The organism is Mesorhizobium sp. WSM4833 (assembly GCF_055811095.1).
Genome location: NZ_JBVVQG010000019.1, coordinates 53,160 through 77,957 on the forward strand (window position 1 = coordinate 53,160; position 24,798 = coordinate 77,957).

General features: G+C 62.3%; 23 protein-coding genes. 15 read left to right on the forward strand and 8 right to left on the reverse strand.

Annotation, left to right across the window (positions count from 1 at the left end; all coding sequences use genetic code 11):
• The first annotated feature begins 586 nt into the window (after positions 1-586).
• The 7 genes from AC0L2D_RS28040 (at position 587) to phoB (ending at position 11,845) form a co-directional block, all read left to right on the forward strand.
• Entirely contained in the window at positions 587-5,152 is a 4,566-nt protein-coding gene (locus tag AC0L2D_RS28040; RefSeq protein WP_473543433.1) for a PAS domain-containing protein, read from the forward strand.
• A gap of 512 nt (positions 5,153-5,664) precedes the next feature.
• Positions 5,665-6,693, forward strand: coding sequence for a PstS family phosphate ABC transporter substrate-binding protein (locus tag AC0L2D_RS28045; protein WP_027163159.1), 1,029 nt, complete (start codon positions 5,665-5,667; stop codon positions 6,691-6,693).
• Between the two features lie 96 nt (positions 6,694-6,789).
• Complete coding sequence (pstC, locus tag AC0L2D_RS28050) at positions 6,790-8,256, forward strand: phosphate ABC transporter permease subunit PstC (protein WP_063169148.1); 1,467 nt, start codon at positions 6,790-6,792, stop codon at positions 8,254-8,256.
• Entirely contained in the window at positions 8,253-9,569 is a 1,317-nt protein-coding gene (gene pstA, locus AC0L2D_RS28055; protein WP_013529270.1) for a phosphate ABC transporter permease PstA, read from the forward strand. The genes pstC and pstA overlap by 4 nt, the downstream gene beginning before the upstream one ends.
• A gap of 17 nt (positions 9,570-9,586) precedes the next feature.
• Positions 9,587-10,405, forward strand: coding sequence for a phosphate ABC transporter ATP-binding protein PstB (gene pstB, locus AC0L2D_RS28060; protein WP_013529271.1), 819 nt, complete (start codon positions 9,587-9,589; stop codon positions 10,403-10,405).
• Between the two features lie 26 nt (positions 10,406-10,431).
• Positions 10,432-11,139, forward strand: a complete 708-nt coding sequence (gene phoU / locus AC0L2D_RS28065; RefSeq protein WP_013529272.1) for a phosphate signaling complex protein PhoU — start codon at positions 10,432-10,434, stop codon at positions 11,137-11,139.
• Positions 11,140-11,155: 16 nt separating this feature from the next.
• A complete protein-coding gene (gene phoB, locus AC0L2D_RS28070) occupies positions 11,156-11,845 on the forward strand; it encodes a phosphate regulon transcriptional regulator PhoB (RefSeq protein WP_010911896.1) in 690 nt (229 codons plus the stop codon).
• Between the two features lie 16 nt (positions 11,846-11,861).
• Here phoB and AC0L2D_RS28075 read toward each other — a convergent pair whose 3' ends face one another.
• Positions 11,862-13,109 carry an ROK family protein gene (locus AC0L2D_RS28075; RefSeq protein ID WP_024503006.1) on the reverse strand — a complete coding sequence of 416 codons (1,248 nt, stop codon included), beginning with the start codon at positions 13,107-13,109 and terminating at the stop codon, positions 11,862-11,864.
• Positions 13,110-13,378: 269 nt separating this feature from the next.
• Here AC0L2D_RS28075 and xylF point away from each other — a divergent pair, with 269 nt between their 5' ends.
• From xylF to AC0L2D_RS28095, 4 genes are all read left to right on the forward strand, one after another.
• On the forward strand, positions 13,379-14,419 hold the full coding sequence (xylF, locus tag AC0L2D_RS28080; RefSeq protein WP_013529274.1) for a D-xylose ABC transporter substrate-binding protein: 1,041 nt from the start codon (positions 13,379-13,381) through the stop codon (positions 14,417-14,419).
• Between the two features lie 142 nt (positions 14,420-14,561).
• On the forward strand, positions 14,562-15,914 hold the full coding sequence (locus AC0L2D_RS28085) for a sugar ABC transporter permease (RefSeq protein WP_013529275.1): 1,353 nt from the start codon (positions 14,562-14,564) through the stop codon (positions 15,912-15,914).
• 11 nt (positions 15,915-15,925) lie between these two features.
• Positions 15,926-16,726 (forward strand): ATP-binding cassette domain-containing protein, encoded by an 801-nt coding sequence (locus tag AC0L2D_RS28090; protein WP_063169144.1) that lies wholly within the window; start codon positions 15,926-15,928, stop codon positions 16,724-16,726.
• A 127-nt stretch (positions 16,727-16,853) separates the two neighbouring features.
• Positions 16,854-18,482 carry a CHASE domain-containing protein gene (locus AC0L2D_RS28095; protein WP_337123517.1) on the forward strand — a complete coding sequence of 543 codons (1,629 nt, stop codon included), beginning with the start codon at positions 16,854-16,856 and terminating at the stop codon, positions 18,480-18,482.
• Between the two features lie 95 nt (positions 18,483-18,577).
• Here the strand turns inward: AC0L2D_RS28095 and AC0L2D_RS28100 are convergent, their stop codons facing one another.
• The 6 genes from AC0L2D_RS28100 to AC0L2D_RS28125 form a co-directional block, all read right to left on the reverse strand.
• On the reverse strand, positions 18,578-18,823 hold the full coding sequence (locus AC0L2D_RS28100; RefSeq protein WP_013529278.1) for a YMGG-like glycine zipper-containing protein: 246 nt from the start codon (positions 18,821-18,823) through the stop codon (positions 18,578-18,580).
• An 83-nt stretch (positions 18,824-18,906) separates the two neighbouring features.
• A complete protein-coding gene (locus tag AC0L2D_RS28105) occupies positions 18,907-19,233 on the reverse strand; it encodes a hypothetical protein (protein WP_013529279.1) in 327 nt (108 codons plus the stop codon).
• Positions 19,234-19,354: 121 nt separating this feature from the next.
• Entirely contained in the window at positions 19,355-19,534 is a 180-nt protein-coding gene (locus tag AC0L2D_RS28110; RefSeq protein ID WP_013529280.1) for a hypothetical protein, read from the reverse strand.
• Positions 19,535-19,657: 123 nt separating this feature from the next.
• On the reverse strand, positions 19,658-20,689 hold the full coding sequence (locus AC0L2D_RS28115; protein WP_063169141.1) for a sensor histidine kinase: 1,032 nt from the start codon (positions 20,687-20,689) through the stop codon (positions 19,658-19,660).
• Positions 20,690-20,867: 178 nt separating this feature from the next.
• Complete coding sequence (locus AC0L2D_RS28120; protein WP_013529282.1) at positions 20,868-21,035, reverse strand: DUF1328 domain-containing protein; 168 nt, start codon at positions 21,033-21,035, stop codon at positions 20,868-20,870.
• Between the two features lie 226 nt (positions 21,036-21,261).
• Positions 21,262-22,056, reverse strand: a complete 795-nt coding sequence (locus AC0L2D_RS28125) for a response regulator (RefSeq protein ID WP_337123518.1) — start codon at positions 22,054-22,056, stop codon at positions 21,262-21,264.
• 213 nt (positions 22,057-22,269) lie between these two features.
• Between AC0L2D_RS28125 and AC0L2D_RS28130 the strand changes: the two genes are divergently transcribed.
• Positions 22,270-22,473 carry a NepR family anti-sigma factor gene (locus tag AC0L2D_RS28130; protein ID WP_032809255.1) on the forward strand — a complete coding sequence of 68 codons (204 nt, stop codon included), beginning with the start codon at positions 22,270-22,272 and terminating at the stop codon, positions 22,471-22,473.
• 3 nt (positions 22,474-22,476) lie between these two features.
• Entirely contained in the window at positions 22,477-23,028 is a 552-nt protein-coding gene (locus AC0L2D_RS28135; protein WP_013529285.1) for an RNA polymerase sigma factor, read from the forward strand.
• A gap of 13 nt (positions 23,029-23,041) precedes the next feature.
• Here AC0L2D_RS28135 and AC0L2D_RS28140 read toward each other — a convergent pair whose 3' ends face one another.
• Positions 23,042-23,353, reverse strand: a complete 312-nt coding sequence (locus AC0L2D_RS28140; RefSeq protein WP_050580453.1) for a response regulator — start codon at positions 23,351-23,353, stop codon at positions 23,042-23,044.
• Between the two features lie 228 nt (positions 23,354-23,581).
• On the opposite strand from AC0L2D_RS28140, the gene AC0L2D_RS28145 reads away from it, so the two are divergent.
• Positions 23,582-24,343 (forward strand): Crp/Fnr family transcriptional regulator, encoded by a 762-nt coding sequence (locus AC0L2D_RS28145; RefSeq protein WP_337123519.1) that lies wholly within the window; start codon positions 23,582-23,584, stop codon positions 24,341-24,343.
• Between the two features lie 128 nt (positions 24,344-24,471).
• Positions 24,472-24,798: an ElaB/YgaM/YqjD family protein gene (locus AC0L2D_RS28150; RefSeq protein ID WP_013529287.1), complete on the forward strand. Its 327-nt coding sequence runs from the start codon at positions 24,472-24,474 to the stop codon at positions 24,796-24,798.

Consider the following 24,798-nt stretch of genomic DNA (forward strand, 5'->3'; position numbering starts at 1 on the left):
TCGCATCCGAAAACCGGGTCCCGCTTTTAGGGACCCGCTCCGGTCTAATCGCAGACCATGCGAGCTCTCTTGCCAGGCTCGCTGACGTTCCTGCAGGTCAGCGGTTTCGCTGGCGCCGATAGGGAAGCGGACGCAGGCAACCTCGTCTGGTGCCGTCTCGGTGCGGTATGGCTGACCTTGCGCTCGGAAAAACGCCGGTCCGGCTGCGGCGCCACAGGAAAAGCGCCGTTCTCGACCTCGGATTGCCCATAGTCGACATTCGGTGGCGGCCGATCCCAGAATCGCCGGACATCAAGCGGTCTCGGGATGACGACCGTGCCGTCATAACTGCGCGAGCAACCGCCGCCGAAAAGCAGCGCCAGCCCCATGAAAAAAGGCACAATCCGTCCAAGCATCAGCAATACCCCTGCCGTTGCTTATATAGCGGGTTCGACCCCGCCGACAACCGGGCGGAATGAAGCAGACCGCGCCGCGCAATCCTGTCCAACCGACCGTTAAGGTTAGCGGATCCTTAATGCTTCTCGGGCAGATTCCGCCGACGAACCGCGGAGGAGGGTTCGGCCTTGGTTTTCGGGGTGGGGACGGCATGGCGGAAGCGGACGAAACAATCGGCGCGCGCGGCAAGCGCGGGCCTCGCAGATCCACAGTGCATGGCGACGATGCCTCATCGTCCGCCTCTTGCATGGATTCGAACGATGCGCTTCGCCAACTCGTTGAAGCCGGTTCGGACTGGGTCTGGGAAACGGACGCCGAACTGCGCTTCTCCTGGCTTTCGCAAAATTACCAGGCCGCCACCGGCATCGATCCGGCAAACGTGCTTGGCCGGTTCCGCTTCGACTTCCTCAACCAGGTCCTGAACGGCGATCGCAGTGGCGCGGCGCATCTGGAGGATCTGCAGGCGCACCGGCCTTTTCGCGACTTCGTCTATGAGCTCAAGGCTGGCAGCGCCGACTGTCGCTGGGTTTTGACGTCAGGCTTTCCAAAGTTCGACGACGAAGGAAGATTTGCCGGCTATCGCGGCATCGGCCGCAACGTCACGGCTCTGGCCGGCGCCTTCAAAAATCTGGGGCAGGAATCATCGGGTGATGGCGAGCCCGACCAGCATCTGGCCGACCTCGAGCGGACGATGGACGCCATGCATATGGGCGTCGTGCTTCTCGATGCCAGGCTCGACACGCTGATCGTCAACAAGGCCTATCGCGACCTCTCGAGGATTCCGGACGGTGCTGTTGCCGTCGGCGCTCCGTTCAGCCTGTTGATGGAGCTCAACCGCAGCAGCGGCATCTATGGCGACATCGACGAACAGCAATGGCAGCGCTACCTCGCTACTCGCCTCGACGAGATTCGCGCCGGATCCGTCGCGCCTCGCGAATTTGTCCATGCCAACGGCAGGACGATGATGTTTTCGGTGACGGCGTTGTCCGGGGGCAAGCGGCTGCTGACCTACTATGAGGTCACCGAGATCAAGCAGCGCGATGCGGAGATCAAAAACGCCAATGCCAGGAATGCCGAGACCTTCGCCAGTCTCCGCACAATGGTCGACCAGATGCCGATCGGTGTCCTCGTGCTCGACGCCGATATGCGCGCCGAGATCATCAACCGTGCTTTCTATGATTTCTGGCAGATCGACGCGCGGCGCGCCGAGATCGGCTGCAGCTTCCGCGATCTGATGGACGCCAGCCGCGACATCGATCCGTTTGGCTCCGACGACGCGTCATGGCAGCGGCATATCGCTGAGCGCGAGGCGGAAATCAGGGCCGGTACCGCCGGATCGCGGCAGTTCCCACGCAATGACGGCCGCACGCTGATATCGTCGATGGCGCCGCTGGCCGGCGGGAAGCGGCTGATCTCCTATGTCGACGTCACCGACATGAAGGACCGGGAGGCCGAACTTGCCGACGCGCTGGAGAAAGCGCGGCTGGCGGAAGCGGTGATCAACGCCGTCAAGGATCCGATCTTCGTCAAGGACGACCATCTGCGTTTCGTCTTCGTCAACGAGGCGTTCGCCGCTCTGTTTGGCCAGACGCCGCAAGCCATGCTCGGCAAGCCCGGCGGCGATTTCCTCCCAACGAACGCTGTCGCGCTTTTCGAGCAGAGCGAACGTGACGTCCTTGCCACCGGGCGGCCGTACGAAGTGGAAGAGAATTTCGAGGTCGACGGCGCCAGCCGCTCGCGCATCGTCCGGAAGAGCCGCGTCGGCATGGCCAGCGGCCGCAACTACGTTGCCGGCTTCCTGTTCGACATTTCCGACATGAAGCGCCGCGAGACGGAGGCGCAGGACGCACGCAAGCATCTCGCCAGCGTGCTGGAATCCTTGCCGGCCGCCGTGATCATCTACGATCGCGACGACAGGTTCGTTTTCGCCAACCGCAAGATCCAGGATACGCTGCCGGCCTTGAAGCCGGCGTGGCAGCCCGGCTGTACATTCCGCGAAGCACTCGTGCTGGGTCATGCGAACGGCTATTTCCGCAGCAGCGGCGATCCGCAAATCGACCAGCTCTACGACAGCGATCATGACCGCTGGCTGGACGCGATCCTCGCCCGCTACCGCTTGCCCAGTTCCTCCTACGAGCGTCACAATCCCGATGGCCGCTGGTATCAGGTCTACGACATGCGGACCGACGACGGCACCTTCATCGGCGTTCGCGTCGACATCTCCGAGATCAAGAGTCGCGAGGCGGCATTGCGCGATTCCATGCGCCAGATCGACCTGTTCCGGCATGTGATGGACGAGTTGCCGGTGGCCGCCTTCATCAAGGCGCAGGACCTGAGCATCGAATTCGTCAACAAGGCCTGGTGCGCGATCACCGGCTTGGCCAAGGAGGATGTCATCGGCCGCACCGACCGGCAGTTGTTCGGCGCGCAGGACGCGGATGGCTACAGCCATGACGACACGCAAGTCGCCGTGACGGGCGTCGTCAAGGAGGTCGAGGAACCCGTCACCCATCGCGACGGCACGGTTCGGCAGTTGATGACCCGCAAGAGCCGCCTGGTGGCGCTGGACGGGTCGGTGCATCTGGTCGGCTCGAGCACCGACATCACCGACGTCAAGGCACGCGAGCGTGCGCTGGAAGAAAGCATGCGCGAGAACGAGGTGTTCCGCAGCCTGATCGACAATGTACCGGTATCGATCTACGCCAAGCGCTCCGATCTCCGGCAGTTCTATGTCAACAAGGGTTGGTGCGATCTGACGGGCTTCAGCAAGGAAGAGGCCATCGGCAAGACCGACATCGAGATTTTCGGGCCGGATGGCGAGGCCTTTGTCAATGGCGACCTCGCCGTGCTGCGCACCGGCGAAACTCAGGAGGTCGAAGAGACGGTGACGCTGGCCGACGGCAGCGTCAGGCATCAATTCGCCCGCAAGGGCGCGATGATCGCCTCCGACGGTTCGCTCTACCTGATCGGCTCGACCACCGACATCACCGAGCTGAAGATGCGGGAGGCCGAACTGCGCGAGGCGCGTCAGCGCGCCGTGCTCGCCGACCGCGCCAAGTCGGAATTCCTCGCCAATATGAGCCATGAGATACGTACGCCGATGAACGGCGTGCTCGGCATGGCCGAACTGCTGGCCAAATCGGACCTCGACCCGAAGCAGAAGACGTTTACCGACATCATCGTGAAGTCGGGCAATGCGCTGCTCACCATCATCAACGACATACTGGACTTCTCCAAGATCGATGCCGGTCAGCTGGTGCTCGATCCGGCGCCGTTCAATCTTGCCGAAGCGATCGAGGACGTGGCGACGCTGGTGTCGACGCGCGCCAAGGAGAAGGACCTCGAGCTGATCGTACGTGTCGAGCCTCGGCTCGAGAGCCTGTTCATCGGCGATGTCGGCCGCATCAGGCAGATCGTCACCAACCTGCTCGGCAATGCGGTGAAATTCACCGATGAGGGCCATGTGCTGGTCGACGTCACCGGCGAGAGGGTTCCAACCGGAACGAAGCTCACCATTTCGGTCACCGATACGGGCATCGGTATCCCCGAGGAAAAACTGAAACTGGTGTTCGAGAAATTCAGCCAGGTCGACACTTCATCGACGCGGCGGCACGAGGGGACCGGCCTCGGCCTCGCCATCACCTCGCGGCTCGTCGAGCTGATGGGCGGCGACATCGGGGTCGAAAGCGCCGAAGGCAAGGGTTCGACGTTCTGGTTTTCGGTGACGCTGCCGAGGGCCGGACAGCAGAACGGACAACGCATCATGCCGATCGACGTGACCGGCGCGCGCGTGCTGATCGTCGACGACAATGCCGTCAACAGGGCGATCCTGACCGAGCAGATGACATCATGGACGTTCGATTCCTGCGCGGCCGAAAGCGGCGCCGAAGGCCTCAAGGTGCTGATCGCCGCTGCCGCCTATGGCGTGCCGGTCGATTGCGTCGTGCTCGACTACCAGATGCCTGAAATGAGCGGCGCCGAAATGGCGCGGATCGTGCGCAACACCGCTGGCCTTGCCGGAACGCCGATCATCATGCTGACCTCGGTCGACCAGTCGCTCGCCAACACCAGCTATCGCGATCTCGGCATCGATGCCCAGCTGATCAAGCCGGCGCGCTCTTCGGTGCTGCTGGAAACGCTGGTCGCCACCATCCAGCGGCATCGCCACAACACTGGCGGCAGCGACCCGCAGCCGCTCGCGGCCGACGTCGCTGCGAGCAATGTGACGCGGCCGCAGCCCTCGGCACCGTCCGAACAGCGGGCGCTGCTGCAGCCGCCTTCGATTCGCCCCCGGCCACCGGTGGCGGCTGGTGGCGACAGGCTGGACATACTGGTGGCCGAGGACAATGAGGTGAACCAGATGGTGTTCACCCAGATCCTCGGCGAGACCGGTTATGGTTTCGAGATCGTCGGCAATGGCCGCAAGGCGCTCGACGCCTTCGGGCGGCTCAACCCGTGCATGATCCTGATGGATGTCTCCATGCCGGAGATGAACGGTCTCGAAGCGACCGCCGCCATTCGCCGGCTGGAGGAAGAAACCGGCACGCATGTGCCGATCGTCGGCGTCACCGCGCATGCGCTGAAGGGCGACCGCGAGCGCTGCCTGGAGGCAGGCATGGACGACTATCTGCCCAAGCCGATCAGTCCCCGGGCGCTGCTCGAGAAGGTCGAGCGCTGGGTCGGCGCCAGCCGGCAGGCTCAGCGCAACGCCGGGTAGGGCCGGTCCTGCCTGTCCGAGTGCCGGAAATACGGCGAAGATTCGCGCCCTGCCAGCGGCCAAGACTATGGTGCGATCGCACCATATCAAAGGTTGTATCCAGTCGAGACAATGGCGGCGTTCGATTCCTCCCTTTCCAGTTACGGGCGGGAGCAGCGACCGCCGGCATGAGACAGCGTCAACCTACCCCAACGGACCTGTTTTCGGCGATGGCCCGGCCATGACACCGTCTGGCTGAGAGCAACGCGCTCCCGTCCGGCTTTTTTTCGTAAAGGCCGGCTAACCCCAAATCGCCGGCCAATCTCGGCCCCAAGCGGAGCAAGTCTCTGATTCCGGGGACAAAGCCGGGCTGCGTGGTCAGTGCCGGCCAGGCGGCGTTTTGCTCATCGCGATGACGCGTTACCGGGGTGACATCAAACTGTCATGCGACTGTTATAATCGAAGGCTATTGGCCTCAGCGGGCGCCGACTGACGAGCGCCGAGAGACCATCTTCCGAACAGGAGCAGGCCACATGAAGAAATTCCTCTATACGGCGTCGGCCGCTGCGCTTGCGCTCGCCGCGTCGTCCGGCTTCGCCGCCGCGCGCGACCAGATCCAGGTCGCCGGATCATCGACCGTGTTACCTTATGCCAAGATCGTTGCCGAGCAGTTCGGCGAAACGTTCACCAACTTCAAGACCCCGGTCGTCGAATCCGGCGGCAGCGGCGCCGGCATCAAGGAATTCTGCAAGGGCGTCGGCGAAGACACGATCGACATCGCCAACTCGTCGCGTCCGATCAAGGCGGACGAACTCAAGTCCTGCGCCGCCGCCGGCGTGAAGGAAGTCCAGGAAGTCCGGATCGGCTATGACGGCATCGTCTTCGCCACCGACATCAAGGGCCCGGACTGGGCGCTGGTTCCCGCCGACATCTACAAGGCGCTCGCGGCCAAGCTGGTCGTCGACGGCAAGCTCGTCGACAATCCGAACACCAAGTGGAGCCAGGTCAATCCGAAGCTGCCCGACTGGGACATCGCCGCCTACATTCCGGGCGAAAAGCACGGCACGCGCGAAGTGTTCGAGACCAAGCTTCTCGATGCCGGCTGTGACAAGGCTGCTCTCAAGGCCGCCGGCATTGCCGACGACAAGGAAATCGGCAAAACCTGCATTGCCATCCGCAAGGACGGCAAGGCCGTCGACATCGATGGCGACTATACCGAGACGCTCGCCCGCATCGACTCCAACAAGACCGGCGTCGGCGTGTTCGGCCTCGCCTTCTATGAGAACAATGCCGACAAGCTGAAGGTCGCCACCGTGGAAGGTATCGTGCCTTCGACCGAGACGATTGCCAGCGGCAAGTATCCCGTCTCGCGCCCGCTGTTCTTCTACGTCAAGAAGGCGCATCTGGGCGTCGTTCCCGGCCTCAAGGAATATGTCGAGTTCTTCCTCGACGACCAGATGGTTGGCCCGGAAAGCCCGCTCGCCGAATACGGCCTCGTTGCTGCTCCGGATGCCGAGCGTCAGGCCCAGCGTGACGCTTTCGCCGCCGGAAAGTCGATGTAATCAAGCTGCCGAACCGGGGTGCGGGTCAAATCCGCGCCCCGGTTTCACCGCAGGCCGCAATGGCGGCTGCGTTAGAATTTCCCTTGGGGTGGGTCCATGTCGTCCTTGCTCGTACTGGCCATCGTCGTTGCCGTCGGCCTGGTTGCCTTTTTCATCGGCCGGCAGCGTGCCGCGGCCCAGGACAATGGCAAGGTCAAGCCGCATTCGCGTGCCCACTATCACGGCTGGTGGGCCTTCCTGCTCGCCGTCCTGCCTGCTCTTTTGCTGCTTGCCGTCTGGGCCGTCGGTTCTTCGGTCTATCTTGACCGGCACATCCACGCTGCCTTGCCCGAGCGTACCGTCGACAGCAAGGTTGCCAGCGAGGCACTGGATGTCAGCCTGGTAAAGAGCCTCGCCAGGGGCCTGCGCAAACTCGATGCTGGCACACTGGCCGCAATGCCTGCCAGCTTTGCCGAGTTGCAGCCGCTGCTCGCCGCCAAGGGCGTGGCACTGGCGAGCGACACACAGGATTACATGATCCCGATCGCTGTCGAGGCGAACAAGGTCCAGGACCGGCTCGGCCTGTTCGGTGCCATTGTCATTCTCGCTTCCTCGATCGCCGGCGCCTTCTATGCGCTCAGGCAGATCGAGCCGCGCGCCAGGGCGCGCAACAATGTCGAGCGGCTGATGCTGTGGGGGCTGCTTGCCGCCTCCACCATCGCCATCCTGACCACCGTCGGCATCGTGCTTTCGATGCTGTTCCAGACGATCACCTTCTTCGAGAGCGTCTCGCCGATGAGTTTCTTCTTCGGCACGGTCTGGGATCCGCGTTTTGCCGCTGCCGGTTCGGGCGGCAGCCAGGGCCAGTTCGGCCTGATCCCGCTTCTTGCCGGCACGCTCTATATCGCCGCCGTCGCGCTGCTGGTTGCGGTGCCGGTCGGGCTGATGTCGGCTGTCTACATGGCCGAATACGCAACGCCCAGGGTGCGCTCGGTGGTCAAGCCGGCGCTTGAACTGCTGGCCGGCATACCGACCATCGTCTACGGCATCTTCGCCGTCGTCACGCTTGGGCCGTTCCTGCGCGACCTGTCCGCGGCGCTGACCGGCGGCTCGCCGTTCATCCAGGGCCAGAGCATCTTCACCGCTGGCCTGGTCATGGGCGTCATGCTGATCCCGGTCGTCTCCTCTCTCTCAGACGACATCATAACCGCGGTACCGCGCGCCATGCGCGACGGGTCGCTCGGCCTCGGCGCGACCCGCTCCGAGACGATCAAGCGGGTGATCCTGCCGGCTGCACTGCCCGGCATCGTCGGCGCCATCCTGCTGACTGCCTCGCGCGCCATCGGCGAAACGATGATTGTCGTGCTGGCGGCGGGCGTCGCCGCCAACCTCACCATCAACCCGTTCGAGGCGATGACGACCATCACCGTCAAGATCGTCAACCAGCTCACCGGCGACCTCGAGTTCAATTCGCCGCAGACGCTGGTCGCCTTCGCGCTCGGGCTGACGCTGTTCACGCTGACGCTGGTGATGAACATCGTCGCGCTCTACATCGTGCGCAAATATCGGGAGCAGTACGAATGACCGACATTCCCATGGATACGATGGTCAGGCCGGCGGCCCATCCGCGCCGCGACATCGGCCTGAAGGCCCGTTACGCCGCCGAACGCCGTTTCCGCATCTATGGCGTCGTGGCGATTTCCGTAGGCCTGGCGTTCCTGGCAATCATGCTGATCACCATCGTCTCGAAAGGCTACACCGCCTTCTGGCAGACGACGGTATCGCTGCCGATCACGTTCGACGAGAAGGTGATCGATCCTTCCGGCAAGCGCGCAACCGATCCGAGCGTTCTGATCAAGGCGAATTATCCCAAGCTCGCAGAAAACGCGCTGGTGGCCAAGCTCGGCATTTCTCCTGATGACAAGCCGATGATCCAGAAGCTCAAGGGCTTCCTTTCGGAAGGCGCCCGCGTCCAGTTGCGCGACATCGTTGCCGCCGATCCCTCGGTGATCGGCACGACACGCGACGTCAACATCCTCGCCGCCGCCAATCTCGACTCGGCTTTCAAGGGCCAGATCGACCTCAGTGTCGAGGAAGCGCGACGCAAGGTCTCGGACCAGCAGATCACCTGGATGAACAAGCTCAAGGCCGAGGGCGCGATGGCCGAGCACTTCAACAGCGGCCTGTTCACCTACGGCGCCTCCAGCCGCCCGGAAACCTCGGGCATGGGCGTGGCGATCATCGGCTCGTTTTATATGATGGTGATCGTGCTGCTGCTCGCGCTGCCGATCGGCGTCGCCGCCTCCATCTATCTGGAGGAATTCGCCAAGAAGAACCGTTTCACCGACCTTATCGAGGTCAACATCAACAATCTGGCCGCAGTGCCGTCAATCGTCTTCGGCTTGCTCGGCCTCGCGGTGTTTATCAATTTCCTGGGCATGCCGCGCTCCGCCGCTTTCGTCGGTGGCCTGGTGCTGACGCTGATGACGCTGCCGACGATCATCATCGCGACGCGCGCCGCGCTTGCCGCGGTGCCGCCGTCGATCCGCTCGGCAGCTCTCGGTCTTGGCGCCTCCAAGATGCAGATGGTGTTCCAGCACATCCTGCCGCTTGCCGCGCCCGGCATCCTCACCGGCACCATCATCGGTCTTGCGCGCGCGCTCGGCGAAACCGCGCCGCTGCTGTTGATCGGCATGGTCGCCTTCGTCGCCGATCCACCGACGACGCCTTTCGATCCGGCTACCGCGCTGCCGGTGCAGATCTATATGTGGGCGAACGAGGCCGAACGCGCCTTCGTCGAGCGCATGTCCGGCGCCATCATCATCCTGCTCGTCTTCCTCATGGCCATGAACATCACCGCGATCGTGCTTCGGCGTCGGTTCGAGCGGCGCTGGTAGAAAAAAGGCATTTTGGTATGAACATCATGACCGAACAGTCCCTTGAAAACGCAGTGGGCGACAAGATGAAGTCGAACGAAGTGATCAAAATGCGCGGCGACAAGGTCGGCGTGTTCTACGGCGAGAAGCAGGCGCTGTTCGACGTCGATCTCGACGTCCGCCTGAACCAGGTGACGGCGCTGATCGGCCCCTCCGGCTGCGGCAAGTCCACCTTCCTGCGCTGCCTCAATCGCATGAACGACACCATCGATTCAGCACGGGTAACCGGCAAGATCACGCTCGACGAAGAGGACATCTACGACAAGAACATCGATGTCGTCGAACTCAGGGCGCGCGTCGGCATGGTGTTCCAGAAACCCAATCCGTTCCCAAAGTCGATCTACGAGAACGTCGCCTATGGGCCGCGCATCCACGGATTGGCCAAGCGCAAGGCCGACATGGATCAGATCGTCGAGTCCAGCCTGAAGAAGGCGGCGATCTGGAACGAGGTCAAGGACCGTTTGCAGGAACCTGGCACGGGTCTTTCCGGTGGCCAGCAGCAGCGCCTGTGCATTGCACGCGCCATCGCCGTGTCGCCCGAGGTGATCCTGATGGACGAACCGTGTTCGGCGCTCGACCCGATCGCCACCGCTCGCGTCGAGGAACTGATCGACGAACTGCGTCAGAACTATACGATCGTCATCGTCACCCATTCGATGCAGCAGGCAGCGCGCGTGTCGCAGCGCACCGCGATGTTCCATCTTGGCTATCTGGTCGAGGAGGGCGCCACCGACAAGATGTTCACCACCCCCGACGACAAACGCACCCAGGACTACATCACCGGCCGGTTCGGCTGATCTCTGGCATATGAGGGACGAAGATCATGGGTGAACATACCGTCGCATCTTTCGATGAGGATCTGGAGCAGATCAGCCAGCTGATCCGCGACATGGGCGATCTCGCCCGCTCGATGGTCGGTGGCTCGACCAGGGCTTTGCTCAATTCGGACAATGCGCTGGCGCAGCGGGTGGTTTCCGACGACGCCATCATGGATGCACGCCAGCGCGAGCTGGACGATCGTGCCATCACGCTGATCGCCAAGCGCCAGCCGATGGCCAACGATCTGCGTGCGGTGGTCGGTTCGATCCGCATGGCCGGCGACCTCGAGCGCATCGGTGACCTTGCCAAGAACATCGCCAAGCGCGTCGGCACTGTCGGGCTGAGCGTCACGCCGCACGACCTTTCGCATTCGATCGACGCAATGGCGCAGCTGGTGCTGATCCAGGTGCAGGGGGTCGTCGACGAGTATGCCGCCGCTGACGCGGCAGCGCTTGCCACGCTCAGAAACAATGATGAACGCATCGACGTCAAATACACATCGGTGTTCCGCGAACTTCTGACCTACATGATGGAAGATCCGCGCAACATCACGGCGTGCACGCACCTGTTGTTTTGCGCCAAGAACCTCGAGCGGATCGGCGACCACGTGACCAACATCGCCGAAAATGCCTATTATGTTTTGACCGGCACGCAGTTGCCAGCCAACCGTCCGAAGCAGGACGAGACGGCAATGTCCGCGCCAGCGGCATGACAGGGGTGACCAGCCGATGATCGCGCCACGCATCATGGTGGTGGAGGATGAGGAGCCGCTAGGCGTGCTGCTCCGCTACAATCTCGAATCCGAAGGTTACCAGGTCGAGGTGGTGACGCGCGGCGACGAGGCCGAAATCCGGCTGCAGGAGAACGTTCCAGACCTTCTGGTGCTCGACTGGATGGTGCCTGCGGTTTCCGGTATCGAACTCTGCCGCCGGCTAAGGATGCGTCCCGAGACCGAGCGGCTGCCGATCATCATGCTGACCGCGCGAGGCGAGGAAAGCGACCGCGTGCGCGGCCTCTCGACCGGTGCCGACGACTATCTGGTCAAGCCTTTCTCGACGCCGGAGTTCATGGCCAGGGTCAAGGCGCTGCTGCGCCGGGCCAAGCCGGAAGTGCTGTCCAGCGTGCTCAAGGTCGGCGATATCGTGCTCGATCGCGAGTCGCACCGCGTCTATCGCAAGAAGAGCGAAATCCGGCTCGGGCCGACGGAATTCCGCCTGCTTGAATTCATGATGCGCCATCCAGGCCGCGTGTTCTCGCGCAGCCAACTGCTCGACAATGTCTGGGGCGAGACGATCTACATCGACGAACGCACGGTCGATGTGCATGTCGGCCGGCTGCGCAAGGCGGTCAACAACGGCCGCATGCCCGATGTCATTCGCACCATCCGTGGGGCGGGTTACGCCATTCGCGAGGACTGAACTCCCTCGTTTGAACTCACGCCACGTTCTTGCCGCCGAGACCGGATCTCGCCTGCACGCCCGGCGCAAAAATCTCCTGATCGACGAAGATCAGCGCCCGCATGGCGCAGCCTTCGCGGATCAGCGGCAGTTCGTTCGGCTCGGTGTCGAAGGAAATCGACTTGGAATGCTGACCGCCGGCGGTCTGGGCAATCGCTTGCCGCAATGCCGGCTCGATCAGGTCGAAGGCGGCGGCGCTGACGCCGACCATGGCGACCGGCGCCGGATCGATCAGCGCAAACAGGCTGCCGAGGCCGTAGCCGAGCGCTTCGCCGGCCTTGCGATAGGCTTCCCGTTCGGGCCCGTCCCTTTCGCGGGCGGCGGCAGCCAGGGCGCGCATGTCGGCGTCGCTGACATCGGCGACGGGCTCTGCATCCTCGCCCATCTGCCGCGCGTTGCGCCAGATGGCATAATTGCCGGCATAGGCTTCGACGCAGCCGCGCCGTCCGCAGCGACACAGCGCGCCGTTCGGCCGATGGATCATGTGGCCGAATTCGCCGCCCGAGGAATGGGTGCCGGTGAACAATTCGCCCTTCAGCACCAGCCCCATGCCGATGCCGTGCGACAGGAGGATGGCGATGAAATCGTCGCGGTAACGATCGGGGTCGCGCCAGCGCAGCGCCACCGCCATCATGTTGCAGTCGTTCTCCATAATGGCGGGGATGCCGAACTCCTCTTCGAATATGTCGGCGAAGGCGATGTCGGTGTGCGGCGTGATCGGCGACCACAGCATGGCGCGGGCACGGGTGTCGGTGATGCCCTGGACGGCCAGCGCGATACGAGCGATGCTGCGCACGTCCAGGTCGGGATCTTCCAGGCGGCGCCGCACGATTGCCGTGCACTCACCGATCAGCGAGTCGCGCGACATCGTCAGCGTGTCGAGCCGACGCTGTTCCTCGGATATTACCTGGCCGGCATAGTCGATGACGGCGACCGAGAGGAAGTTCAGCGACAGCACCACGGTCATTACCGCGGCCGCTTCCGGATTGAGGCTGAGGCCGACCTGCGGACGGCCGCGTTTGAGCGAGCCGGCCTCGCTCGGCTTGCTTTCGGTCAGGATGCCTTCGACGATCAGGTCGGATGAGATCGCCGAGATCGTCGAATGGCTGAGGCTTGTGGTTGCGGCGATCTCGGTGCGCGACGGCTGTCCGGCGCGGCGCACCGCGGCGATCACCATCGCGCGGTTGCGGCGGCGCAAATCGTCGTGGCGGATTCCGACCGACATGCTCTTTCATATCCTCCCGGTCGCCGCGGTTCTTCCTGCCCTGGAACGCTGTCGGTGACGCGGTCAAATACTGGCAGAAGCCGCGCGCCGTGTCATTTATTTATTCCGAGGCCCGAAAAAAATTCGAGACGACATCAAAATCCATCAGAATCGATGTTGACAGCGTTCGGGCGTTGGCCCAGTATTTTTTCGAGGCTCGAAAAAATAGGGCCTCTGTGCCGGCCCTCGGGCCAGTTTGGTCGCGCCATACGCGGCGCAGGGAGGATAATATGAAAAGATTCACAGCCGCCATCCTGGCGGGTGCCGCCATGTCGCTGACGCTCGCGTCTGTCGCGCAGGCGAAGGACAAGGTCGTCGGCGTTTCGTGGTCCAACTTCCAGGAGGAACGCTGGAAGACCGACGAGGCCGCCATGAAGACGGCGATCGAGGCCGCCGGCGACAAGTACATCTCCGCCGATGCGCAGTCCAATCCCGGCAAGCAGCTTACCGACGTCGAAAGCCTGATCTCGCAGGGCGCCAATTCCCTGATCATCCTGGCGCAGGATGCTTCGGCCATCGGCCCGGCCGTGCAGAAGGCGCTGGACGAAGGCATTCCGGTCGTCGGCTATGACCGGTTGATCGAGAACAAGGACGTTTTCTACCTCACCTTCGACAACAAGGAAGTCGGCCGTATGCAGGCCCGCGAAGTGTTCAAGGTCAAGCCGGAAGGCAACTACGTCTTCATCAAGGGCTCCGGTGCCGATCCCAATGCCGACTTCCTGTTCTCGGGCTCGATGGAAGTGCTCAAGGAAGCCATCGACAGCGGCAAGATCAAGAATGTCGGCGAAGCCTACACGGATGGCTGGCTGCCCGCCAATGCCCAGAAGAACATGGAACAGTTCCTGACCGCCAACGACAACAAGGTCGACGCGGTGGTCGCGGCCAATGACGGCACTGCCGGTGGCGTCGTCGCGGCGCTGACGGCTCAAGGCTTGGCCGGCACCGTGCCGGTCTCGGGGCAGGACGGCGACCACGCCGCGCTGAACCGCATCGCCCTCGGCACGCAAACCGTGTCGGTGTGGAAGGACGCGCGCGAGCTCGGCAAGAATGCCGCCGAGATCGCCTCGCAACTGGCCGACGGCAAGAAGACGAGCGACATCGCCGGCGCCAAGGACTTCACGACGCCGGGCGGCAACACCGTCAAGTCGCTGTTCCTGACCCCGGTTGCCATCACCAAGGACAATCTCAACGTCGTCATCGACGCTGGCTGGATCAAGAAGGACGAAGTCTGCGCGGGTGTCGCTGCCGGCACCGTCGCGGCCTGTAACTGATCCGGACCACTTCGAAATATCTGAACGCCGCGGCCCAAAAGCCGCGGCGTTTTCTCAAAGAATTGTGTTTCCGCATCATGCGGATAGCTTCTAGGCTGGGCTCCGGCATGCGCGTCAGACGGTCAGCCGGTGGGAGGAAATCATGACCGACACGACGTCCAACCCGCAGGCCGATACGGCGCGCGCGTCGGAACTCGGCGCCGTCGCCCGGTTCCTGAAGGCGACCGAGATCGACACCCGGATGCTCGGCATGATCGGCGCGCTGCTGGTCATCTGGATTGGGCTGCATGTCATTTCCAGCCTGCGCCTCGGCGTCAACCCGCTCGATTTCGACAGCCGCACCTTTCTCACGCCGCGCAATCTGTGGAACCTGTCGGTGCAGACATCCGCGGTCGCCATCATGGCCTGCGGCATGGTGCTGGTCATCGTCATGCGCAACATCGACCTGTCGGTCGGTTCCGCCGAGGGCCTGATCGGCATGGTGATGGGATTTGCCCAGGTGCATTTCCTGGTGCGTTTTGTCGGGCTCGAACTCGGCAATCCGTGGATCTGGGTCCTGGCGCTGGTCATCGGCCTGGCGCTCGGCCTGTTGATCGGCGCCTTTCAAGGCTTCGTCATCGCCTATCTCGAAGTGCCCGCCTTTATCGTGACGCTGGGCGGCCTGCTGGTCTGGCGCGGTGCTGCCTGGTGGGTCACATCAGGCCAGACCGTGGCGCCGCTTAACGCCACCTTTCAGCTGATGGGCGGCGGGCCGGCGGGATCGATCGGCGCAACCTGGAGCTGGGTTGTCGGGATCGTCGCCTGCCTCGCCGTGGTGTTTGGGCTCTTCAACGGGCGGGTGCAGCGCAAGCGTTTCCGTTTTCCGCTACGTCCGATCTGGGCCGAGGCGCTGCTCGGTGTCGTCACCTGCGGCGCCATCATGGGTGCGGTCTGGCTCGCCAACTCCTACCCCTGGCCGATCGGCATCGTGAACAGATATGCGGCCGCCAACAACATCACCGTTCCCGAAGGCGGCCTGTTCATCGCCCACGGTATCGCCATACCGGTGCTGATGGCGGTCGCCGTCGGGCTGGTCATGACCTTCATCACCAACCGCACCCGTTTCGGCCGCTATGTCTTCGCCATCGGCGGCAATCCCGAGGCGGCCAATCTCGCCGGCATCAACACGCGCTGGATCACCATGAAGGTGTTCATGATCATGGGCGTGCTGGCCACGATTGCCGCGGCGATCTCCTCGGCCCGGCAGAATTCGGCCACCAACGTGCTTGGAACGCTCGACGAGCTGCTCGTCATTGCAGCCGCCGTGATCGGTGGCACGTCGCTAGCCGGCGGGTCGGGAACGATCATCGGCGCCATGCTCGGCGCCCTGCTGATGCAATCGCTGCAGTCCGGCATGGTGCTGCTTGGTGTCGACTCGCCGCTGCAGAGCATCGTCGTCGGCGCCGTACTGGTGATCGCCGTGTGGCTCGACACCGTCTATCGCAAGCGCGTCTAGGAGGGCATGCCATGACTGACAAGACTGCTCCTGCAGCCACCGCGCTGATCGACATGAGGAACATCTCGATCGCGTTTGGCGGCATCCGCGCCGTCGACGACGCCTCGATCGATCTTTTCCCCGGCGAGGTCGTGGCGCTGCTCGGCCATAATGGCGCCGGCAAGTCGACATTGATCAAGATCCTGTCCGGCGCCTACAAGCGCGATTCGGGCCAGATCTTCGTCAACGGCGAGGAGGCATCGATCTCCAACCCGCGCGACGCCAAGAAATACGGCATCGAGACGATCTACCAGACGCTGGCGTTGGCCGACAATGTCGACGCCGCCGCCAATCTGTTCCTCGGCCGCGAGTTGATGACCGCCTGGGGCACGCTCGACGACGTTGCCATGGAGGCCGAGGCGCGCAAGGTGATGGGTCGGCTCAATCCCCGGTTCCAGCGTTTCAAGGAGCCGGTGATCAAGCTGTCGGGCGGCCAGCGGCAATCGGTGGCGATCGCGCGTGCGATCCTGTTCAACGCCCGCATCCTGATCATGGACGAGCCGACGGCCGCACTTGGTCCGCAGGAAACGACGCAGGTCGGCGAACTGGTCAAGCAGCTGAAGTCCGACGGCATCGGCATCTTCCTGATCAGCCACGACATCCACGATGTGTTCGAGCTTGCCGACCGGGTCTGCGTCATGAAGAACGGCCAGGTGGTCGGCACCGCCCGCACCACTGATGTCACCCAGGACGAGGTGCTGGGCATGATCATTCTGGGCAAATGCCCGCCAGGCGCCATTCCCGGACCGGGCGCGCTGAAGATCGCGGCCTGAGATCAAGCCAGATCGCGGTTGCCGGACACGTGATATGCCAGCCGTAGGGATGGCTTGGCCTTGGCATTGTGTTGGCAGGGCGACTTGCGCATAAAGGTCCGACATTGCTCAGGGACCGCACGATCCGTTGAAGAAGCTTTTCCCGATCATCGCCTTTATCGCCGTCGCGCTGATCAGCATGGTGATGGCAGGTTTTGCCTACTTCGCCACGCAGGAAGCCGCGCGCATCAAGTTCGAGGCGACTGCCGACGATGCGCTCAACCGGATCGAGAGCCGCATCGACCTGCATCTGTCGCTGCTGCGCTCGACGCAGGCCCTGTTCGACGCCCGCAATGGCGATATTTCTCGCAATGAGTTCAAGGCCTTCTTCACCGCGCTCGATGTCGACAAGAATTTCGCCGGCTTGCGCGGTATCGGCTTCCTCAGGCTGGCAAAGACGGGCGACGAGGCGACGGTCGAACGCGACATGCTGCACGATTATGGCGTCAGTCATCCAATCTACCCGGACACCACGCAACCCTGGCGCACCCCTATCGTGCTGTTCGAACCGCTGGATCCATCCAATCAAGCCGGCATCGGCTACGACATGTTCAGCGAACCGGTGCGGCGTGCGGCGATCGAAAAGGCGATGTCCGACGACCAGCAGCATGCCAGCGGGCTGGTGCAGCTGGGCCAGGACACGGGCGCCGCGCAGACGTTCACCGGCTTCTTCGTTTTCGTGCGGCTCAATGTCGAAACCGCTCCCGACGTCATCAATGCTTCGAGATCCTCGACATCAGGTTTTCTCTATGCGGCCTTTCGGGCTCGCGATCTGTTCCAGACCGCGCTCAGCCGGTCGCCGCTTTTGCCGGTCAACACCGAAATCTATGATGGCGATGGTGCCGTGAACGGCGACAATCTGTTGTTCCGGTCGGAGACGCCGCCGGCTTCCACTTTCGGGAACAGGTTGCTGGTCACGCGAAAGATCATCGTCGCCGGACAGCCATGGACTGTCCTGTTCCGGCCGACAAGCGCCTTCTTGCAGCCGTCGTCGCGCGCCATTCCGGTGATGCTGGGGCTGTTCGGCCTGCTGTTGGCGGGCGCAATCGCGCTTGTGGCGCGCTATCAGGAGCGGGCCTATGAGGCAGCGTCGCGATTGCACGAAACGACGGAAAAGAGCCTGATCGAAAAAGACCTGATGCTGCAGGAGATGAAGCATCGCATCAAGAATTCGATCACCAGGGTGCTGGCGATCGCGCGTCAGACGGCATCGCGGGCGACCGACGTCAACGAGTTTTCAGCGTCCTTCTCGGCTAGGCTGCAGGCGATGGCGGCCTCCCAGGACATGCTGACGCGCTCACGCTGGCAGAAGGCCGATCTTGGCGATCTCCTGCGCATCGAGCTGGGTCAGGTGTTCGGCAAGGAGCTGCCCGATGAGCTGTTGTCGGGACCACAGGTGCTGCTCGACGAAACCACGACGCAAGCGCTCGGCCTGACCTTCCACGAACTGGCGACGAATGCGCTGAAATACGGCGAGGCCGGCAATTCCGTTGGGGCGCTGAAGGTGGACTGGTCGCTCGAAGGCCGAGGGCGCGACAGGGTGCTGGCTCTCAACTGGCGCGAAAACGGGCAGAAGAAACTTGAAGCGCCCGCCGAGACCGGATTCGGCACCAAGCTGATCGACCTCAACGTGACGCGCGAATTGCGCGGTACGATCAAACGGGATTACCAAGCCAATGGGCTGAACGTGGAAATCAAAATTCCACTCGCCAATTGAGCGCGACCCTTGCCGACAAGGGGGAAGCATCCAGACATCAAAAACCCGGAAGCCGGCGGACCGGCCTCCGGATCGACGTTTCGATTATCGCCGAATTAGTTGCAGCGAGCCGTGTAGATCCGGCCGCGATGATCGCGATATTGGCAATAGCCGTTGCGCAGGTTGCGCACCAGCAGGCCGGAACCGGCACCCACGGCCGCGCCGATCAGCGCGCCCTTACCGCCGCCGACCAAGCCGCCGACACCGGCGCCGATCAAGCCGCCGCCAACCACGTCCTTCTCAGTCGAGGTGCAGCCGCTGACCGCGACCACCGCAACCAGGGCAATAATCATCTTCCGCATAGAGTCACTCCTCACTTTGTGTCCTCACTTTAGTAAGCTCCAGCCGCCATTTAGCATGAAATGACGGCCTTTGCTGCTGCAATCTATTGTTGGTGAAGATAGTCTTTTTCTGGGCGTATCGTGTTCGATGCCATTACCAGGCTGGAAATTGCCAAAGACGCGTCAAGCGTACCATCGGCGCGCACATTCCAGACGATCTGATCATAGTCGTCCTCAAGCGCCGGATCGACCGCAAGGCATTTGGCGACGATGTGGTCAGCCTGCCCTTGCACGTCGCCCAAGACGAATGGGCGTTCGGCCACGCATTGCTCGGCCGTTGCGAAAACGCTTACGGGCACCTGGAGTTCACGGCAGTCGGCCATCGTGTTCGAGCAACCGATGACCAGCAACAATGCAGCGATATGTTCCATGGCGAGAAGTCCTCTCGCCATAGTAACGGTCTACATTCGCCAAAGTTCCTGGCTGGCTTGATCGGCCGGGGAAATAAGATGGCGCTACAGCCGATTCGGCCACCGGCCGAAACGACGTGGCCTAGTAGACCAGTTGGTGCAGGGCGACCGCCATGATCACCGCCACCAAGGCCAGCGCAACAAGGCGCAAAGCTCCGTTGGGAACAGGAGCCAGCGGTGGCGCGGAAGCCTCGGAGTCCTCAAACTCGCCCATGGAAATCCGGGCGGCCTGCTCCAGTCTGTTCATGTCGGCAACCGTCAAGGCATTCCTCCCACCACGCTGCAAATCCTGCTGCGGAAATGTTCGGTGATGCAACAAGTTCCAGCGGTATCTGGGAAAAACAGCATCTGCTTTTATGGTGAACGGCGGGTTAAGGAAGGTCGCTCAATCCGTCTCGAAATTGCCGTGCGGAACGACAAGGCGGTATTCAAGGCGGCCAGCCGCGATTTCGAGCGTCGCCGTTCCGTTCAGTGACGCCGGCACGACCCGTTCGAGTGCGACGCTGCCGAAGCGCTTCTCGCTACGCCTGACATCACTGGCGCCGATTGCCTCCGCCCATGTTAGGGACAGGGAGGTTCCCGTGTCGTCGGCGGTCAGGTTGGCTGTAACATTGACGTACCCGCCGGGCCGCGACAGGGCGCCGTAGCTCACCGAATTGACGGCGAGTTCATGCATCGCAAGGCCGATATGCAAGGCAGCGTTGGGATTGAGATAGGGGTTTGCCCCCTGAAACCTCAGGCTGCGAACCGGATCGCCGCCATAGCGGCCAACCTGGCCCGACACGAGTTCGCGAAGTGCTGCACCCCGCCAGTTGGAAGAGGTCACGAGATCCTGGGACGAGGCCAGCGATTGCAGCCGGCCGCGAAAGCGTGTCAGGAAATCGCCGATGCTGTCGGAGTAGCGGCCGGTCTGGGTGGCTATGCTCTGGATGATCGCCAGCAGGTTTTTCGAGCGATGGCTCACCTCTCGCAACAGCGTCGTCAGGGTCTGCTCGCGGCGCTTCTGCTCCGTCGTCTCGACCATCGTGGTGACGACGCCCTGCACGGTGCCACCATCGCCGTGATCGGCATCGATCCACACCTCGAACCAGCGGCTGCCATCCTCGACGGGAACGCTGATCTCGAGACGTTGGGGGTTGCCGGATGCAATGACGTCGCGCTTGGCCGCGCCGATGCGGTCGGCCTGCGCCTCCGGCAGGATGCCGATGCTGTCGGCGGTGTCCGAAACCCAGGGCGCACGCATGTTGCGCGCCCATACGGTTTTCATCTCGCGATCCTGGTAGAGAACGGAAATGCCGGCATTGTGCAACGCGTGAAGAAGAGCACGACCGAGCTGCATGCCGCTGTCGGCGGGATGGAGGGCGATGACTTCATCGCTTTGCACGGCGTCTTTCCTGTTTCCGGTCCTGGAACCCATCGGCCAATCTGTCCACCCAATTCAGGCTGAACGGCTCATCGTTGAATGGGTTCCAAACAGGTTCCGGAAAACCCGCCGCCAAAAACGGTCCGCCGGACGGCGTCCTTTGAGGGACACCGCCCGGCGGTGGCTGGAAACCGTTTGAGGGGTGCGGCTTCCAGTGTTCGGCTGTCCGTCCTCACGAAGCCCGTTTGAACAGGCCCGCAAGAAGCGAAATGACCAGGAAGGCGAGGAAGATGAAAAACAATATCTGCGCTATGCCGGCGGAGGTACCGGCGATGCCGCCGAAACCAAGCGCGCCGGCGATGATGGCAACGACGAGAAATACGAGCGCCCAGTAAAGCATGATCCATCTCCTTCGAATGGTGCGATGAAAACGTGGGTGGTTGCGGTTTGTTCCCACCCTTTGCCGAAAAAGACCGTGCTTGCAAATCGTTCGAGCGGAACCGCAGGAATTCACCTCGCCGCCCGGGTGCATCAGGCGGCACGAAGTGACGAATTGATCATCTGGAGAGATTCGGGAGCGAGGCTATCGCCTTGGGTTCGTCAATTCCTCCACTCCCAATTCCCGACTATGCGGCGGCTTTCGCCTGCCGGTCAAAGAACAGTGCCTGGCTGATCAGCGCCTTGACCATGTCGGGATTGAACGGCTTGGTGACCAGGAAGGCCGGTTCCGGTCGTTCACCAGTCAACAGGCGCTCGGGGAAGGCGGTGATGAAGATGACCGGCACCGACGTCGATGACAGGATTTCGTTCACGGCCTCGATGCCGGAACTGCCGTCGGCAAGCTGGATGTCGGCCAGCACCATCTTCGGCCGCGTCTTGCCGAACATCATCACTGCCTCGGCATGGGTGCGCGCCGTTCCAACGACGCGGTGCCCGAGGCTCTCCACCATTTCTTCGATATCCATGGCGATCAGCGGTTCATCCTCGATGATCAGAACGTCGGTTGCCACCTGACGGGATATCTCGTTGCTCGCCTGGGCAAGCAACTCTGAAAACTCCTGGTCACCGACGTCAAGGATCTCAGCCGCTTCCTCCTCGCTGAAGCCTTCGACCGCCACGAGCAGGAAGGCCTGACGGGGCCGTGGTGCAATCGCATTCAGATTGGCGGCGGTGCGCTGTTCCCACGCCGATTGCGCCTGTTCCTGTGGAACGCGGATGGCGACCGATGTGAAAAGCTTGGCGAAAACCTTGTACAACGCGATGCGGTCGTTCGATGCTTCGGGAAATATCTCGATATCGGCGATGATGGCTTCAAGCATCGCAGCGACCAGCGCGTCACCACTCTCTTGCGACCCGGAAACAGCCCGCGAGAAGCGGCGCAGGAAGGGCAGATGTGGTGCGATGGTGGCGGATAAGCTCATGGTAAGACGTCTCCCTCAGAATGACGCGATTGCGTAGCAGGTCAAGCTGACTGCAAGCCCTGATAACGCGGATTTTTTGAAAAAGTTCCACCTCGACGGAACAAAAGCCGGGGAGTGGCGTTTGTGGTGGGGATGGGCAACCAGACGAGGGCGCCGCTTGCGTTGTGTTGAGTACGGTAAGAGCGGCTTGAGCGCTGGGAATACAAGGGCAAAATGAAGGATATGACGAAAGATATTCTGACTGGCGCCGAGAGCAGGCGCCGGAACGGTTCTGGTGACGCTCTTGGGCCGAACTCCGAAATCGGACGCAAACTCAAACAATATTACGACGCGCTGGTCTCCGACGATGTGCCGGATCGCTTTTCGCAGTTGCTTAGCCAACTGGAACAGGCTGAACCCGCACAGAAGAAGGACTGAGGCATGGCCGCGGTCTCACAAGGCTTCAAGACTGATCTGCTTGGGGCAATCCCAAGTCTGCGCGCGTTTGCCGTGTCGCTGACGCAAAATGCCGATAAAGCCGACGACCTCGTCCAGGAAACACTCGTCAAGGCTTGGGACAAGCATGAGAGCTTCCAGCCCGGCACCAATCTCAAAGCCTGGCTTTTCACCATCCTGCGCAACGAGTTCTATTCGCAAATGCGCAAGCGCGGGCGCGAAGTGCAGGACAGCGACGGTATCATGACGGCCAGGCTTGCCGTTCATCCGGCCCAGCACGGTCAACTCGACCTGAAGGACTTTCGCGGGGCGCTGGAGCAGTTGCCGGAGGACCAACGCGAAGCCATCATCCTCATCGGCGCATCTGGTTTCTCCTACGAGGAGGCCGCGGAGATCTGCGGCTGCGCGGTGGGGACGATCAAGAGCCGCGTCAGCCGAGCCCGTACCCGCTTGCAGGAGATCCTGAAAATATCAGGTGAGGACGAGTATGGTCCGGACGCGATTTCGGCTCAGGTAACGAGTTCGCCGGCGAGCTGACCGCGATCGCGTCTCAAGCGCGTCCGCAGGCCGCCGCGACCGCTTGCACCAGGTCTTCGCCTGAATAGGGTTTGCCAACCAGCCTGACGCCCGGAAACGATGCCTTGATTTCATCGGCATCCGAATAGCCGGACGCAAACACGAAAGGTATGCCTGCCGCGCGCAGCCCGGAAGCGAAATCGATCGTCGAGGCGCCGCCCAGCATCAAGTCGACAATGGCTGCATCGAATCGCGTGGCGACTTCCCGGCCATCGACCTCGGTCAGGTCACGGGCGATCACCACCTCATCGGCGCCATGATCGCGGCAAAGTTGCTCGACATCCATGGCGATGAGAAATTCGTCCTCCAAAACGAGAATCCGCAATCCGTCAAGCAATGTGGGCACAGGCAAAGACTCCTTGAAACGCCGGAGTCATGATCGCTAATTGGCTTGCTGTCATTTAAAAAAGACATGTGGCCAGCGGGCGGAACCTCAATCCTTGCAACGCGTTGAAACGCGGCTCTCCAAGAGCGGCTTTCGAAGGGGGTCGAACGGGCTTTCGAAGGGGGCGAAATGTCAGTCCAGAACAATAACGCTTTCTCCAGCCGCCAATATCCTTGCGAGAACTGCCCATTGCGGCCGTTGCCGGTTTTCCGCGACTTCGAAAAACAGGAGCTGGCCTTCATCAGCAAATTCAAGAAGGGCGAACTCGCGGTCGACAAGGGCGACCCGGTGCTGGTGGAGGGAAGCCATAGCGCCCATCTCTACACCGTGCTCTCCGGCTGGGCGTTTCGCTACAAGCTGCTGCGGGACGGCCGTCGCCAGATCCTCAATTATCTCATGCCCGGGGATCTGATCGGCCTGCAAGGCAGTGTGATGGGCGAGATGCAGCATTCCGTCGAGGCACTCTCACCGATGCTGCTGTGTGTTTTCGAACGCGAATATCTGCACGAGCTGTACCGCAATCATCCCGGGCTGGCCTACGACATCACCTGGATCGCATCGCGCGAGGAGCGGATGCTGGACGAGAATCTGCTCAGCCTCGGGCGCCGCAGTGCGATCGAGCGCGCCGCCTATCTCATCGCCTTCATCGGTAGCCGGGCCAAGGTCGTCGGACTGAATGGCAGCCAATCCGTCCAGATACCGATCACGCAGCAGCACATTGCCGATACGCTCGGCCTGTCGCTGGTTCACACCAACAAGACGATCCGCAAGCTGATGGATCGCAAGCTGATCGTCTGGCGCGACGGCGGCTGCGCGGTCTCCGACAATGAAGGGCTCAAGCGGCTCGCCGGCTGGGAAGGGCTGGGCGAGGCGCGCCGGCCACTAATCTGAGGAAGCGTCTTTTTGCGAAGCCGGCGGATCGGGTGCGCGCTGATGCGTTTTCGGCTACTTTGTCCGCAGTGCCGGAACCATGAGGCGCGCAGCGCGTTTGAAACCGAGCAATCACAAGGAGTTAAGCCATGGCCACTGCCGCAGGAAAGACCGCAACCGACGCCCGTGCAAATGCGGACCTGGAAGCCGACATCAGGCAGTTGAAGGCCGACATCGACAAGCTCACCAAACAACTGGCCAAGACCGGCGAGCATGGCTATGGCACCGCGCGCCGTGCAGCGACAGAAGGGGTCGAGCAGTTGCGCGCGCAGGGCGAAGCCGCCTTTGACAGCTTGCGCAGCAATGCCAAGGACATCGAAGCGCAGATGATGGCAAGCGTGCGTGAAAAGCCGGTGACGTCACTGGCAATCGCCGCCGGCGTCGGCTTCCTTTTCGCGCTCATCGCGCGTCGCTAG